Origin of the sequence: Stenotrophomonas sp. BR163, assembly GCF_047520985.2 — a bacterium.
Classification (GTDB): domain Bacteria; phylum Pseudomonadota; class Gammaproteobacteria; order Xanthomonadales; family Xanthomonadaceae; genus Stenotrophomonas; species Stenotrophomonas sepilia.
This window is the reverse complement of sequence record NZ_JAXBRE020000016.1, coordinates 1-14,162: the sequence shown is the minus strand read 5'-3', so window position 1 is coordinate 14,162 and position 14,162 is coordinate 1. Positions and strand designations below refer to the sequence as shown.

The following is a 14,162-nucleotide window of genomic DNA, read 5'->3' as shown; positions in this document are numbered from 1 at the left end:
AACTCAGGAAGCCGTAGCCCCTGCAGCCCGCGCCAATGCCGCGGCGTGCGCGTCGCCCTTCCGCTCGCTGTAGCGGTCCACCAGGTAGTCCGACCGGCCCCGCGTCAGCAGCGTGAACTTCACCAGTTCCTCCATCACGTCCACCACCCGGTCGTAGTACGGCGAGGGTTTCATCCGGCCGTCGTCATCGAATTCCTGCCAGGCCTTGGCCACCGACGACTGGTTGGGGATGGTCAGCATGCGCATCCAGCGGCCGAGCACGCGCAACGTGTTGACGGTGTTGAACGACTGCGAGCCGCCGCTCACCTGCATCACCGCCAGCGTCCTGCCCTGCGTGGGCCGCACGCTGCCATCTTCCAGCGGCAACCAGTCGATCTGGTTCTTGAACACGCCGGTGACCGTGCCATGCCGCTCGGGGCTGACCCAGACCTGCCCTTCCGACCACTGTGACCATTCGCGCAGTCGCTGCACTTCGGGGTGATTCCTGTCAACGCTGTCCAGCATCGGCAGCGCATGCGGATCGAACACCCGGGTTTCGCACCCCAGGTGGCGCAGCAGCCGCTCGGCTTCCAGCGCCAGCTTTCGGCTGAACGACTGGGGCCGCAGCGAGCCGTAGAGCAGGAGAATGCGTGGCGGCCCCAGATCTGCCGCGGCGAGCTGATGATGATTGGGCTGGGGCAATGACGATTCCGCCAGGTTGGGCAGGTCCAGGCTTGTGATTGGCTTATTCATTCGATTATTCTAGAAATATGGAAACGTCGAATGCAATCGCTGCCCTGACCGCCCTCGGCCATGCCACCCGCCTGGCTGCCTTCCGCCTGCTGGTGGAGGCCGGCCCGGCAGGGCGGATGGCGGGCGACATCGCCACGGCCCTGCAGGTGCCTCCCGCCACGCTCAGCTTCCACCTGAAGGAGCTGGTGCAGGCCGGGCTGGTGGAGAGCGAAAGCCAAGGCCGCCACGTCTGCTACCGCGCCAACTTCGATGCGATGAACGGCTTGATCCAGTACCTGACGCACAACTGCTGCGCGGGCTCCCCGGATGAGCGGTGCGCGGTCACCGAACCGGCATGCAGGTGCTGAGATGAAACCCGATCCGGTGATTCGTGCAGGCACGCGCAACGACCTGTGCTCCATCCGCGACCTTCTGCGGCAGGCGCAGTTGCCCGTGGCCGATCTGGAAAGCAGCGAGGTGGCGTTTCTCGTCGCAGACCTCGAAGGTGTTCCCGTGGGTGCCGTTGGATTGCAGATCTTCGGCGCGTCGGCCCTGCTTCGCTCCCTGGTGGTGTCCGACGACCGACGCAATACCGGCCTTGGGCGCGCGTTGCTGTCAGCGGCCGAGGACATGGCCCGCCGCATGCAGGTCAGGGAACTGGTGCTGCTGACAACGTCGGCAGGCCCATGGTTCGCGCGGCACGGCTATGCCGGATGCGATCGCGCGCAGATAGCGGAGGCGATCCGCAGCTCTGCCGAGTTCACTAGTCTCTGCCCGGCCAGCGCGCTGTGCATGTCCAAGCCACTCACTGACCACGGAAGCCACATGACCCGCAATGTCTTGTTCCTCTGCACCGGCAACAGCGCGCGCAGCGTGCTGGCTGAAGCCACCCTGCGCGCCTGGGGCGGCGATCACTTCAGCGCATTCAGTGCGGGCAGCCAGCCCACTGGCCAGATCAATCCCTTCGCGCTCGCCCAGCTGCAGGCCGAAGGAATGCCCGTTGAAGGGCTGCGCAGCAAGTCGTGGGATGAGTTCGTGGATGCAGCCCCGATGGATCTGGTGATCACCGTGTGTGACGCGGCCGCTGCCGAAGCCTGCCCTGTGGTGTTCGGTGACTTCATCCGCAGCCACTGGGGCCTGCCTGATCCGGCCGCCGTGGCAGGCAGCGATGCCGACAAGGCCGCGGCCTTCGCACTGGCCCATGCCATCGTGAAAACGCGCCTGCGTGCGCTGCTCGCACTGCCCGAATCGGTGTGGTCTGAACGCGAAGCGCTGCAGCACGCGCTGGACCGGATCGGCCAGCTGCTGCCGACCGACGGCGCGCAGTGACGGTGCCACTGCCATGAGTCTGTTCGAGCGACACCTGACGCTGTGGGTTGTGCTGTGCATTGCGATGGGCACGCTGCTGGGCCACGTCCTGCCCGATGCCTTCGCGGTGCTGGCCTCCGCCGAAGTGGCCAAAGTCAACCTGCCGGTTGCGGTGCTGATCTGGCTGATGATCATCCCGATGCTGCTGAAGGTCGACTTCACTGCGATGCGCCAGTTGCAGCAGCACTGGAAGGGCATCGGCGTGACGCTGTTCATCAACTGGGCCGTGAAGCCGTTCTCGATGGCGCTGCTGGGCTGGCTGTTCCTGCGCCATGCCTTCGCGGACTGGCTGCCCGCAGCACAGATCGACAGCTACATCGCCGGTTTGATCCTGCTGGCGGCCGCGCCCTGCACCGCCATGGTGTTCGTGTGGAGCAACCTGTGCCGCGGTGATGCCAACTTCACCCTGAGCCAGGTGGCCTTGAACGACGCGATCATGGTGGTCGCATACGCACCGGTGGTTGCGCTGTTGCTGGGCCTGTCGGCGATCACTGTGCCCTGGGACACGCTGCTGTTGTCGGTGGGTCTCTACATTGTGGTGCCCGTGCTGGTGGCCGCCGTGCTGCGGCACTGGATCCTTTCGCGCAGCGGCGAGGCGGGCCTGCAGCGCGCGCTTCGACGGCTGGGCCCGCTGTCCCTGTCCGCGCTGCTGCTGACGCTGGTCCTGCTGTTCGGGTTCCAGGGCCAGCAGATCGTGAAGCAACCGCTGGTGATCGCGCTGATTGCGGTGCCGATCCTGATCCAGGTCTATTTCACTTCGGGCCTGGCCTACCTTCTGAACCGCCGTCTGGGCGTGGCGCATTGCGTGGCCGGCCCGTCAGCGCTGATTGGTGCGAGCAACTTCTTCGAACTGGCTGTGGCCACAGCGGTGGGACTGTTCGGCGTGCACTCGGGAGCGGCGCTGGCCACCGTGGTGGGTGTGCTGATCGAGGTACCGGTCATGCTGTCCGTGGTGCGGATCGTGAACCGTACACAAGCCTGGTACGAGAGACGCGAAGAGCACTGACAGATCAAAGTGTGCGGGAGTCGAATTGCGTTCTTCGCCCCGCACTGTCGTCATCGACTTGGTGGGGTGCCCGTACGCCACGTCATCAACTTCGACCCATGTCGCATATTCCCCATGCTGCTACGGACGTTGCGGCACCTGCGTCAGCGACGGCTTAGCAGCATGCAAGAATGCTGAAAGCGTCTTCGATCAAACGCTGTTTGCAACTCGTCTGATTGGCGTTGCGCAGCGACAGCGGTACAGATGGCGGGCCACCGGAAAATCGGTGGTCGGGCCTCGAAAACCCGTTAGATCACGAACGTTGTTTGCGCTTGCCAGCCGGCGTCACCCCGCGTGGCGCCGGCTGGCATTCCGTCTGCCGGCTATGGCGGGCGGAGCGTGGAGGCCTTGCGCCTGCCGGTCTTGTTCGTGATCTCCCGGTTTTCGAGCCACGTCTCCGCCCGCCACCTTTACGTGGCGGCTGCCGTCTGTCCTGCACGGAGCACTGCCATGACCTCACCGGACTTCCCCCGCCTGCATCCGCATCGCACATCCGCCACTGACGGTGAGCCATCAGAGCACGCGCCTGCGACCGATCCGAATGCCTTCATCGCCACGCTTCGCCGCATCGGCAAAGGCGCGGCCGCCGATGGCCAACCCTGGCCGGAGCGTCACCAGATGCCGGGCCGTTGCATGGCGCTGGCCGATGCGGACTGTGCGCTGGCCGGCCAACGCGTGACGCTGGAGCTGCTGCTGGCGGCCGAGCGCGTGCGTCAGAACGGCACGGAGGCCGAGTACGTGGGCGACCGGGTGATGGAAGGGCTGATCATGGCGTGCCTGACGATGAACGCACAGGCCAGCGCGCGCATGCAGCCGGACGGGTGACGCCGGCGCCACATCACTCGCAGAGCGCGCTGTCTTCCTTCAACGCGGCATCCTGCAGTGGCTGGCGCTGTTCGATCTGCTCACGTTGTTCCGCCGTCGGCTCGCCCAGCCACCACACACGGCAGCGCGCGGTAAGACGGCCGACCATCTTCGCCTGCGTGGGTGAGTACAGCATCGCCAACGCGGTGCCGGGGCAGTCGTGGACCTGGCAGGCGGTGTAGAACCACCACGGCTCGCCCTGCAGCACTACCAGCTCGCCAGGGCCGCTGGGTCCGCTCAACAGGCGTTGGCGCAGCGAGGGAATCTCCTTGTCGCTGGATTCGGCTGCCGAAGTACCCTTCATCAGGCTGTTGAAGGCCGCCAGCACCTTCGGGTCCTTGCGGCCGCAGTCGTCCACGGTACTGCCGCCGACCAGGGTGAAGAAGTGGGTCGCCAGCGGGTTGTCCGCGCAGGTCAGTTCGCCGCCGGCGCCCGGGTCTTCCGGTTCGCCTTCGTTGTCCCACACCGAGGGGGCCACGCCGTCTTCGGCGGACGGTTCCTTCTCGACCACCGTGGCCGTGGCGGCCGGAGCTTCGGTGGTTGGTGCTGGCGCCGCAGCAGGCGCGGCCTCGCCAGTCTTCTCCGGTGCCTGTCCGCAGGCTGCCAGCAGCGCGGCCATCATCGCCATCCCTGTGATTCGCGTCTTCATCGCGTGTCCTTGTCTGATCTGCGCTGCATCCACCGAATCGGCGGCCGCGTGATTCTAACCAGCGGCGCGCTAGGATGCGTCTGAAGTCTTCCCATCATCGCCAGGGCCTGGACGCATGCGCCGCACACGACTCGCCATGATCTTCTGCAGTGCTCTGCTGCTGGCATCGCCGGCGATTGCCCACGATGCAGAAAACGCGAAGCCTGTGCAGCCTCTCCCGGACGCAGCGCTGCCCGCACCGCTGGACCGTGTGCTGCGCAACTACGAGCAGGCGTGGCGCGGGGGTGATGCCAGGGCACTGGCTGCGCTCTTCACCGAGGATGGCTTTGTGCTGCAGAGCAACCAGCCACCCGTGCGCGGGCGCACTGCGATCGAGGCTGCATATGCCGGACAGGGCGGCAGTCCGTTGCGGTTGCGTGCCTTGGCGTATGCGGTGGAAGGGAACACGGGTTACATCATCGGTGCGTACAGCTACGGCAACAACGTGGGCGATACCGGCAAGTTCACGCTCACGTTGAAGCGCGTGGACGATGGGCCGTGGTTGATCTTTTCGGACATGGACAACACCAGCGCGCCGCCGCGGGCGCGGTGATTGCTGCCGCCGGGCGCCAACCAAGGTTGGCCGCTACCAGAAGCGGGGTCCGTCGTAGATCCACGCCATGCGTGGATGGGGCGCGCACAAAAAACCCCGGCACCAGGCCGGGGTTTTTCGATTCACTTGAACAGCGTGTCCGGATACTCCGGTTTCTGTTCCCGCGCCAGCAGTGCGCGCAAGCCTTCTTCCGGGGTCTGCTCGCCATGCAGCACGGCACGCACACCGTCGGAGATCGGCAGGTCGATGCCATGACGGCGCGCCTGTCGCATCACTTCGTCGGCGGTCTGCACCGACTCGACCACCTGGCCGATCTCGCGCACGGCATCCTGCAGCGTCTGGCCGCGGCCCAGGGCCAGGCCCAGGCGGCGGTTGCGCGACAGGTCGCCGGTGCAGGTCAGCACCAGATCGCCCAGGCCGGCCAGGCCCATCAGCGTTTCCGGCTTGGCGCCGATCGCAGCGGCCAGGCGCAGCATCTCGTTCAGACCACGGGTGATCAGGCCGGCACGGGCGTTGAGGCCCAGCTGCATGCCATCGGCCACGCCGGTGGCCACGGCCAGCACGTTCTTCATCGCGCCGCCCAGCTCGGCACCGACCATGTCGTCGCCGGTGTAGGCGCGGAACGCCGGGCCATGCATCGCCTCGGCCACCGTCTGCGCGAACTCGGGCACGTCGCCGTGCACGGTGATCGCGGTCGGCAGGCCCTGGGTGACTTCCTTGGCGAACGACGGCCCGGTGACGACGGCCAACGGCACGTCCTCACCCAGCACTTCGCGCGCCACTTCATGCAGGAAGCGGCCCGAACCGGGTTCGAAGCCCTTGGTGGCCCAGGCCACGCCGGCACCGGCAGGACGCAGCGGCGCCAGCGCACGCACGGTCTCGCCGAAGGCATGCGAGGGGGTCACCACCAGGATCCAGGCCGCGCCCTGCACCGCCGACGCCAGGTCGGTGGTAGCACGCAGGCTGTCCGGCAGCGGGATGCCCGGCAGGTAACGCGGATTCTCGTGGCGCTGGTCGATGGCCTCGACCACGGCAGCATCGCGCCCCCACAGCACGGTCGGGTGACCGTGCCGTGCGAGCAGGCTGGCCAGCGCGGTTCCCCAGGAACCGGCGCCGAGCACGGCGATCTTGTCAGCGGGAGTGCTCATCCGTGACGTCGCGGCAGGAATCAGGCGTTGCCGGCCGGCTCGGAGTCAGCCAGCGACGGTGCGTCGCCCTGCTCCTGGCGCTGGCGCAGGGTTTCTGCGTACAGGCCTTCGAAGTTGATCGGCTGCAGGAAGAACGGCGGGAAGCCGCCGGCCTGGATCAGGTCGCTGATCAGCTGGCGCACGTAGGGGAACAGGATGTTCGGGCACTGGGTGCCGAGCAGCACGTCGATCGACTGCGGGTCCAGGCCGACCAGGCCGAACACGCCGGCCTGCTTCACTTCGGCCACGTAGGCGGTGCGCTCACCGGCCTGACAGGTCAGGGTCACGGCCAGCACGACTTCGAAGGCGTTCTCACCCAGGCGCTGCACCTGCTGGTTCAGGTTCAGCTGCAGCTCCGGCTGCACCTGGTCATTGAAGATGGTCGGTGCGTTCGGCGACTCGAAGGAGACGTCCTTGACGTAGATCTTCTCGACGGTGAAAGCGGGGCCGGTAGCGGCATCGACCGGCGCAGCGGCGCCGTTGGTGATCTCTTCGGACATTTCCAGTAACTCCAGGTGAATGCAATGAAAACGATGGTCGAACTACTGCGATGGGGGCGGGACCCGGCCCAGACAAGGCCGGATCCGCCACCTGCGACAATCAGTTGCGGCCCTTGACCAGCGGCAGCTCGGCCTGCTGCCAGGCGGGGATGCCGCCGTCGAGCACGTAGACCTTCTCGAAACCGGCCTTCTTCAGCGCCTTGGCGGCGGTTTCCGAAGCGTTGCCGCTGCGGCACACCAGCACCACCGGCGACTGCTTGGCGTTGGCCACCAGCTTGTGCTCCGGTCCGAAGGCACTGGCCTGGGCGTTGCGGCTGCCGGCAATGTGGCCCTTCTCGAAGTCACCGCTGGCCGACAGGTCGACCACCACCGTGCCGCCCGCGTTCATCAGCTGGGTCAGTTCGGCGGGCTTGATGCCCTTGAAGCCCCGGAACAGGCGGCGGATCTCGGTGACGATGATGGCCACGGTCAGGCCGACCAGGGCCGCGGACAGCATCGGGTTTCGGCCTGCAAAGGCCAGCAACTCTTCGTAATTCACTCAGGTCACGGGTCGATTAAGCGGGCGCCGATTGTCGCACAAGCCGGACGCGGCCCGTCACTGCCCCTTCCACAGGTCCGGCAGGCCGGCGGTCTGCCACCAGCGCTTGGCCTCCGGGTCCCAGCGCCAGCGCTCGACCACGACCACGGTGCGCTCGGCCTGGGTGTTCTGGTTGATCACCCCGATTTCGACCCGGCGCTCGACCAGGCCACCGTCCAGCGAGGCGCTGCTGCGCTCGCGATAGGACGACACGCGCAGCTGCGCGTAACGGTTGAGCTCGAACTCGGTCGGCGGCTTTTCCTTGCGCAGCTTGGGGTCGAGGTAGCCGATGGCATCGTCCATGCTGCCCCAGCGGATGGTCGCCCCGTAGGCGATCTGGGTCTCTTCCAGCAGCTTGCGCTGCTTGCGGCTGAGGTCGTCGGCCGAGGCCACGGCACTGGCCAGCAGCAGGGAATACATCAGGAACTGGATGAGGCGGCGCATCGGTGGTTTCCCCAGAACGTCAGCCTGCCATCCTACCCTTTGGCGAAGGCAACAAAGCGACCGCTGAATTCGGCCGCGGGCTTGCCATCGGCACCGGGCTGGGTGGCGATGATGCTGATGCGGGCCTTGCGGCGCTGCCGGAAGGTATTCAGGAAGGCGTCCCAGCCGGTGGCTTCGGCCGCTTCGGCGTGGGCGTGCAGGTCCTCATAGACCGGCGCCAGATAGCGCAGGTTGCTGTCGGCCACATAGACCTCGGCATCGTGGCCGGCCAGGCGCAGGCGCAGGCTGACCAGCGCCCAGCCGGACAGGGTCAGCACCGAGGCCAGGCTGCCGCCGAAGGCGTTGCCCTTGTCGTTGACGTTGGCCGCCAGCGGCGCGGTGATGCGCAGCACGCCATCGGCATAGCCGTCGAGCTGGATCTGCATGGCGCGGACCGCCGGCATGCAGTCCAGCACGTCCTGCAGGGCGGCCAACGAGGAAGTCAGGGCATCAACGGACATCGGAGCAGCGACCACGACAACGAAGGGCCCGCATAATGCAGGCAATGGTCGACCATACGATACCCACTGGCGCCACCCGTTCCGGCCCGCGCTGGACCCTGATCTCGCTGCGCCCGCGGGGCCAGAACGTGGCGCTGCGCCGCGCCGTTGCCGGGCTGGGCGGGAATGTCCTGGCCCTGGCGCCCTGGCGCCTGCAGCGCCTGCAGGGCACGGCTGTGGTGCGCCAGCTGCAACGCGCGCTGAACTGCGACCGGGTGGTGTTCACCAGCCCGGCCGCCGTTGCCGCAGCCGCGTCCCTGCTGCCGCTGGCCGGCGTGCAGCGCAGCCCGTGGCTGACCGTGGGCGAAGGCACTGCGCGCGCATTGCAGGCACATGGCATCACCGAGGTGCACGCGCCGCAGCGGATGGACAGTGAAGGCCTGCTGGCGCTGCCGGTGCTGGCCGACGTACAGGGCCTGCGCATCGGACTGGTGACCGCGCCCGGCGGGCGTGGCCTGATTGCCGCGCAGCTGCAGGCGGCGGGCGCCACGATCGAACGTGCCGACGTCTACAAGCGTCGCCTGCTGCGACTGCCCCCGCGAACGCTGGCGCGATTGGCGCATTCAGCACAGCCGTGGGTACTGGCCGTGAGCAGTGGCGAAGCGCTGCAGCATTTCTGGCAACAGCTTCCGCCGGCCGGGCAGCAGCGCCTGCGGGCGTCTGCCCGCGTGGTGGTTGCCAGTGACCGCCTCGGCGAACAGGCGCAAGCGCTCGGCCTGCAGCGCATCACACGCAGCGCCGGCCCCACCGCTGCGCAGCTGGTGGCGGCCGCACACGCCACGCTCACCGTCCCGGCAGCGACCTGAACAGGGACGTGGGTCACGCTTGCCGCTGTCGTCGGCAACGGTGATGCTGTGCACAACGCGGCCTGCCGGCCCCCGACCGGCGACGTTGCCGACAAGGAAGCCCGATGAACGATACTCCGCCATCCCCGCCCCATCGACCCGTGCGCTGGCTGCTGCCGCTGGCCGCCGTGGTCGTGCTCGGCGCGGGCGGCTATGCCGGCTGGTACGTCTGGCAGCAGCAACAGCGCGAACAGGAAGCGCAGGCACAGACCACGGCCGTACAGCTGAAGGGCCTGGAGGCCACGCTGGATGCGCTGCGCCGTGACCAGCGCGCGACCAGCCAGCGCCTGCAGGATGCGGCGACCACCAACCGCGTGCTGCGCGACGAGATGCTGGGACTCTCACAGCGCAGCGCGCTGCTGGAAGAGAACGTGGCCAAGCTGGCCGACAGTGCCAACCAGGGCCGCCAGGCGGTGCAGCGCGATGAGGCCGAGCTGCTGCTGACCCAGGCTGCGCAGCGCCTGAACTACGCCGACGACGTGGACGGCGCACGCCGCCTGTATGCACAGGCCGCCACCGCGCTGGCCGATCTGCCCGACGCCGACGGCCTGAACCTGCGCCAGGCGCTGGTGCAGGAGCGCGAGGCACTGGATGCGCTGGGCAGCGGCCCGCGCGTGCAGTCGCTGCAGCGCCTGGATGCTGTGGCCCGGGCGCTGCAGGGCCTGCCCTCGCAGATCACCGGCACGACCGGCAGCAGCACCGCCAAGCCCTGGTGGCAGGCCACGCTGGCACCGTTCATGGACATCACCCCGAGCCGCCAGAACGGCCCGCTGACGGCCGCCGAAAAGCGCAACGCCGATGATGCACTGCAGCTGGAACTGACCTTGGCGCGCGCCGCGATCGAGCGCGGCGACCGCGCGGGCCGCAACACCGCTCTGGACCGCGTGGAGCAGTGGGCACAGCGGCGCTGGCCGGATTCACCGGCCCTGCGCGCGCAACGTGCTGAACTGAAGGCCTTGCGCGAGCTGCCGCTGCAAGCCAACGACGCTGTCCTTGGCAGCACCCTGCAACAACTGCGCACCCAGACCGACCGGAGGTAAGCCCGCATGAAACCCCTGCAATCCCTGGTCGTGCTGTTGCTGGCCGTGGCCATCGGCGTGGTCGCCGCGCAATGGCTCGGCGCCGATGACCTGAACCGCTTCGGCGAAGTGACCCTGCGCTACGGCGGCTACGACTATCACAGCAACCTGCCGAAGGTAGCGCTGCTGGCGGTGATCACGGTGCTGGTGCTGTGGCTGCTGTGGAGCCTGATCGCTGCACCGTTCCGTGCCTGGGGCCGCTACCGCCGCAAGCAGGGCCGGGTGCGCCTGATCGACGGCCTGCAGGCCTACGAGCATGGCCAGTGGCAGCGTGCGGAGAAGCTGCTGGACGGCGCCGCCAAGGACCCGGAAGTGAGCGCGGTGGCACTGACCACCGCCGTGCGCAGCGCGCAGGCACGGGCCGATGGCCCCGCCGGAGAGGCGCTGCTGCAGCGCCTGGGTGAAAGCGACGCCACCCTGCAGGCGCTGCTGCGCGCCGAACAGCTGCTGGCGCGCGATCTGCCGGTCGATGCGATCAATGCGCTGGACGTAGCGGCGATCCAGCCGCTGCCGCCGCGCGGCCTGTGGCTGCGTACCGAAGCGCTGGCACAGGCCGGCCGCGCCCACGAAGCGTATGGCCAGCTGGGTGCGCTGCGCCAGAGCAAGGTGCTGCCGGCCGACGCGAACAGCGAACTGGAAGCACGCCTGGCCGCACAGGCGCTACTGGAAGCGGCCGACGTCAACGCGCTGGCCGCACAGTGGGAGGCCACGCCGAAGGCACTGCGCCCCACCCCGGACGTAGTGGGCGCCTATGCCAGCCGTGCGGTGGCGCTGGACTGGGATGAGCCGGCGCTGCTGGCGCTGGAACAGGCACTGGACCAGCGTTGGAATGACGATCTGGTGGCGCTGTATGGCCGCCTGCCCGCCGAGCGCCTGGCCACCCGCCAGGCCAATCTGGCGCGCTGGCGCAACGTGCATGACGGCTCGGCCGCGCTGCGCCTGGCACAGGGCCGCGTGGCCCTGGGCCAGCAGCAATGGGATGCCGCCGATGCGTTCCTGCACGAGGCCATCGCCGCGGGCGCCGGTGCACCGGCGTGGGAAGCGCTGGGTGAAGTGTTCGCCCAGCGTGGCGAACACGCGCTGGCCGCGCAGTGCCTGGCCAATGCGCTGCGCCTGCAGCGCGGCGAGGACAGCGTGGAACTGGTGCATGGCACCGAGACGCCGCTGCGCGCCACGGTGGAGGAGCAGCCCATCGTTGCACAGCCGCCGGTGTATGACGCCAACGAAGAGCGCGACGAGTTCGGCAACCCGCGGTTGCCCTGATGGGTAGTGCCGGCCGCTGGCCGGCATCCACCGGAGCAACAACAAAAACGCCGCCCATTGGGCGGCGTTTTCGTACCAGCGCTGCCGGCCAGCGGCCGGCACTACCGTGATGCTCAGCGTTCGACGATCGCCACCACGCCCATGCCGCCGGCGGTGCAGATCGACACCAGTGCGCGGCCACCGCCGCGTTCGGCCAGCTGCTTGGCTGCCGTGGCGATCACGCGTGCGCCGGTAGCGGCGAACGGGTGGCCGGTGGCCAGCGACGAGCCCAGCAGGTTGATCTTGTCCGGGTCGATGCGGCCCAGCGGCACGTCCAGGCCCAGACGGTTGCGGCAGTAATCCTCGCTCTCCCACGCACGCAGGGTGCACAACACCTGCGCGGCAAAGGCTTCGTGGATCTCGTAGATGTCGAAGTCCTGCAGGGTCAGGCCGTTGCGCTTGAGCATCTCCGGCACCGCGATGGTCGGTGCCATCAGCAGGCCTTCGCCGTGCACGAAGTCCACCGCGGCCACGTGCGCGTCACGCAGGTAAGCCTGGGGTTCATGGCCATGCGCGCGTGCCCACTCTTCGCTGGCCAGCAGTACCGCAGCGGCACCGTCGGTCAGCGGGGTGGAGTTGGCGGCAGTGAGCGTGCCACGCCCTGAAACCTTGTCGAACGCGGGCTTCAGCGTCGCCAGCTTTTCCAGCGAGGTATCCGGGCGCAGGATGTTGTCGCGCTCGACGCCACGGAACGGTGCGATCAGGTCGTTGAAGAAGCCACGCTCGTAGGCGGCAGCCAGCTTCTTGTGCGACGACACCGCCCACTCATCCTGCGAGTCGCGCGAGATGTTCCACTCCTTCGCCATGTCCTCGCAGTGGTCGCCCATGCTCTTGCCGGTGCGCGGCTCGGCCACGCCCGGGAACTCGGGCTTGAGCTCGGAGAACTTGAAGCCGGCGGTGAGCGCACGGATCTTGTCGCCGGTGCTCTTGGCGCGGTTGGCCGCCAGCAGGCGTGCACGCAGTTTCTTGCCGTAGACGATCGGCACGTCGGAGGTGGTGTCCGAACCACCGCCGATGCCCGATTCGATCTGGCCCAGTGCGATCTTGTTGGCCACGGTGATGATGCTGTCCAGCGAGGTACCGCAGGCACGCTGCAGGGTGATGCCCGGGGTCAGCGGCGACAGGCCGGACGACAGCGTCGCTTCGCGGCCCAGGTTCCAGTCGCTGGAATGCTTGATCACCGCGCCCATCGCCACTTCACCCAGTTGCTGGCCATGCAGGCCGAACCGTTCGACCAGCGCGCCCAGCGTACGGACCGACATGCCGAGGTTGCCGACATCCGAATACGCGGTGTTCTGGCGGCAGAACGGAATGCGGACGCCACCGAGGATGGCGACGGGACGAGCGTTGGGCATGGAGATACCTGGCATGGATGAGGGTGTCTGCAACATGGCCTGCACGACGGAGCAGGCATAATGGAGCCAAGTGTAGCTGCCGCCCTGTGATGGGCCAACCGTGGAACCATGAGCAAACCCGACCCCGCGATGAATGCCCTTGGCGTGCTGGCCCTGGAACTGGCCGGCGGCGAAATCCCCCGCCAGGCCGTGCTCAGCGCTGAACAGGCCGGTGAACTGGCCGAACGCGTCGGCCGTGACCTGGCCAAGCTGGTGCCGCAGGTCGCCGAGCTGGACCTGGTGTTCGCCGCCGCGCATTTCGACCCGGCCGAAGTGCTGCGCCCGGGCTGGCCGATCCATCGCCGCCTGGAAGAGCTGCAGATGCGTGCCCCGGGCCGCAACCAGGGCCCGCGCCTGCTGGCCTTCGGTACCGATGCCGAGGGTGACGTGCCACTGCCGTTCCAGGCCGATGCCACCCTGGTGGGCGGTGGCCTGCGCGTGGTGCCGTTCCTGCTGACCGGCAGCGATGTGGCCACCACCAACGCGGTCGCCGATGCGCTGGAAGAAACCTTGCTGGCCAACGGCATGGCGCATGCCGACACCGCGCTGATGGCGCAGAACACCTTCGGTGCCCGCATCGAGCACGCGCGCTATTTCACTGTGAACGACCTGGCCGCGATGATGTCGATGCAGTACGACAACCAGGGCCTGGCCGCACTGTGGCCGCTGATCGAGACCGCGATCATGGCGCCGGGCGAGGACGAGTGGCTCAATGCCGCGCCCGAGCCGCTGCTGCGTTATACGCATGGCGAAGCACGCATGGCGCTGTTCGACCCGGCCGGTTGGTGCGCGCACTACAGCCACAGCAAGAACGACTGCGATCGCCTGAAGGGCATCTACGAGCAGTTCCTGATGCGCCAGCGACAGATGGCCGCGGTGCTGGAAGCACATGGCGTGCCGGTACTGTTCGTGCACTGCGAGGCCGGTCAGGACGCACGCGAGCTGCTGGCGCGCTGAAGTCGGGTAGTGCCGGCCTCGCAGTGCACGAACAGTACCGGCACGCCATGTGCTTCCAGCACCGCGGCCATCTGTCGCTGGCGCATCAGGAACTGCTCGTAGATGCCCT

General features: G+C 67.9%; 17 protein-coding genes and 1 pseudogene. 10 read left to right on the top strand and 8 right to left on the bottom strand.

The window, feature by feature from the left end; translation table 11 throughout:
- Positions 1–3 precede the first annotated feature (3 nt).
- Positions 4–732 carry an arsenical resistance protein ArsH gene (gene arsH / locus ACM0PY_RS13880; protein ID WP_134968524.1) on the bottom strand — a complete coding sequence of 243 codons (729 nt, stop codon included), beginning with the start codon at positions 730–732 and terminating at the stop codon, positions 4–6.
- A 17-nt stretch (positions 733–749) separates the two neighbouring features.
- On the opposite strand from arsH, the gene ACM0PY_RS13875 reads away from it, so the two are divergent.
- From ACM0PY_RS13875 to ACM0PY_RS13855, 5 genes and pseudogenes are all read left to right on the top strand, one after another.
- Complete coding sequence (locus ACM0PY_RS13875; protein WP_134968525.1) at positions 750–1,079, top strand: ArsR/SmtB family transcription factor; 330 nt, start codon at positions 750–752, stop codon at positions 1,077–1,079.
- A pseudogene (arsN2, locus tag ACM0PY_RS13870) lies at positions 1,039–1,500 on the top strand (arsenic resistance N-acetyltransferase ArsN2); the annotation flags it as partial. The gene ACM0PY_RS13875 and the pseudogene arsN2, both read left to right, overlap by 41 nt.
- A 36-nt stretch (positions 1,501–1,536) precedes the next feature.
- Positions 1,537–2,040: an arsenate reductase ArsC gene (locus tag ACM0PY_RS13865; RefSeq protein WP_043034987.1), complete on the top strand. Its 504-nt coding sequence runs from the start codon at positions 1,537–1,539 to the stop codon at positions 2,038–2,040.
- Between the two features lie 13 nt (positions 2,041–2,053).
- Complete coding sequence (gene arsB, locus ACM0PY_RS13860) at positions 2,054–3,085, top strand: ACR3 family arsenite efflux transporter (RefSeq protein ID WP_134972312.1); 1,032 nt, start codon at positions 2,054–2,056, stop codon at positions 3,083–3,085.
- 489 nt (positions 3,086–3,574) lie between these two features.
- The gene (locus ACM0PY_RS13855) at positions 3,575–3,949 is read left to right on the top strand and encodes a hypothetical protein (protein WP_134972316.1); all 375 of its coding nucleotides are present in this window, start codon (positions 3,575–3,577) and stop codon (positions 3,947–3,949) included.
- A 13-nt stretch (positions 3,950–3,962) separates the two neighbouring features.
- On the opposite strand, the gene ACM0PY_RS13850 is transcribed toward ACM0PY_RS13855, so the two are convergent.
- Positions 3,963–4,637, bottom strand: coding sequence for an Ivy family c-type lysozyme inhibitor (locus tag ACM0PY_RS13850; protein ID WP_134972311.1), 675 nt, complete (start codon positions 4,635–4,637; stop codon positions 3,963–3,965).
- A 136-nt stretch (positions 4,638–4,773) separates the two neighbouring features.
- Between ACM0PY_RS13850 and ACM0PY_RS13845 the strand changes: the two genes are divergently transcribed.
- Complete coding sequence (locus ACM0PY_RS13845; protein WP_111201241.1) at positions 4,774–5,229, top strand: YybH family protein; 456 nt, start codon at positions 4,774–4,776, stop codon at positions 5,227–5,229.
- Positions 5,230–5,351: 122 nt separating this feature from the next.
- Here ACM0PY_RS13845 and ACM0PY_RS13840 read toward each other — a convergent pair whose 3' ends face one another.
- From ACM0PY_RS13840 to ACM0PY_RS13820, 5 genes are all read right to left on the bottom strand, one after another.
- Complete coding sequence (locus tag ACM0PY_RS13840) at positions 5,352–6,377, bottom strand: NAD(P)H-dependent glycerol-3-phosphate dehydrogenase (RefSeq protein ID WP_065195990.1); 1,026 nt, start codon at positions 6,375–6,377, stop codon at positions 5,352–5,354.
- A gap of 20 nt (positions 6,378–6,397) precedes the next feature.
- Complete coding sequence (gene secB, locus ACM0PY_RS13835) at positions 6,398–6,916, bottom strand: protein-export chaperone SecB (RefSeq protein WP_005407596.1); 519 nt, start codon at positions 6,914–6,916, stop codon at positions 6,398–6,400.
- A gap of 100 nt (positions 6,917–7,016) precedes the next feature.
- On the bottom strand, positions 7,017–7,454 hold the full coding sequence (locus ACM0PY_RS13830) for a rhodanese-like domain-containing protein (RefSeq protein ID WP_005420930.1): 438 nt from the start codon (positions 7,452–7,454) through the stop codon (positions 7,017–7,019).
- A 57-nt stretch (positions 7,455–7,511) separates the two neighbouring features.
- Positions 7,512–7,937 carry a hypothetical protein gene (locus ACM0PY_RS13825; protein ID WP_061479368.1) on the bottom strand — a complete coding sequence of 142 codons (426 nt, stop codon included), beginning with the start codon at positions 7,935–7,937 and terminating at the stop codon, positions 7,512–7,514.
- Positions 7,938–7,969: 32 nt separating this feature from the next.
- Positions 7,970–8,437 (bottom strand): YiiD C-terminal domain-containing protein, encoded by a 468-nt coding sequence (locus ACM0PY_RS13820; RefSeq protein WP_005407593.1) that lies wholly within the window; start codon positions 8,435–8,437, stop codon positions 7,970–7,972.
- A gap of 35 nt (positions 8,438–8,472) precedes the next feature.
- Between ACM0PY_RS13820 and ACM0PY_RS13815 the strand changes: the two genes are divergently transcribed.
- The 3 genes from ACM0PY_RS13815 (at position 8,473) to ACM0PY_RS13805 (ending at position 11,663) form a co-directional block, all read left to right on the top strand.
- The gene (locus tag ACM0PY_RS13815; RefSeq protein WP_111201243.1) at positions 8,473–9,282 is read left to right on the top strand and encodes a uroporphyrinogen-III synthase; all 810 of its coding nucleotides are present in this window, start codon (positions 8,473–8,475) and stop codon (positions 9,280–9,282) included.
- Between the two features lie 104 nt (positions 9,283–9,386).
- A complete protein-coding gene (locus ACM0PY_RS13810) occupies positions 9,387–10,361 on the top strand; it encodes a uroporphyrinogen-III C-methyltransferase (protein WP_180884879.1) in 975 nt (324 codons plus the stop codon).
- A 6-nt stretch (positions 10,362–10,367) separates the two neighbouring features.
- Positions 10,368–11,663: a heme biosynthesis HemY N-terminal domain-containing protein gene (locus ACM0PY_RS13805; RefSeq protein WP_180884881.1), complete on the top strand. Its 1,296-nt coding sequence runs from the start codon at positions 10,368–10,370 to the stop codon at positions 11,661–11,663.
- A gap of 113 nt (positions 11,664–11,776) precedes the next feature.
- Here the strand turns inward: ACM0PY_RS13805 and ACM0PY_RS13800 are convergent, their stop codons facing one another.
- Positions 11,777–13,072, bottom strand: a complete 1,296-nt coding sequence (locus ACM0PY_RS13800; RefSeq protein ID WP_180884882.1) for an acetyl-CoA C-acetyltransferase — start codon at positions 13,070–13,072, stop codon at positions 11,777–11,779.
- Positions 13,073–13,165: 93 nt separating this feature from the next.
- Here ACM0PY_RS13800 and ACM0PY_RS13795 point away from each other — a divergent pair, with 93 nt between their 5' ends.
- Positions 13,166–14,053: a hypothetical protein gene (locus ACM0PY_RS13795; RefSeq protein ID WP_111176809.1), complete on the top strand. Its 888-nt coding sequence runs from the start codon at positions 13,166–13,168 to the stop codon at positions 14,051–14,053.
- Positions 14,054–14,162 lie beyond the last annotated feature (109 nt).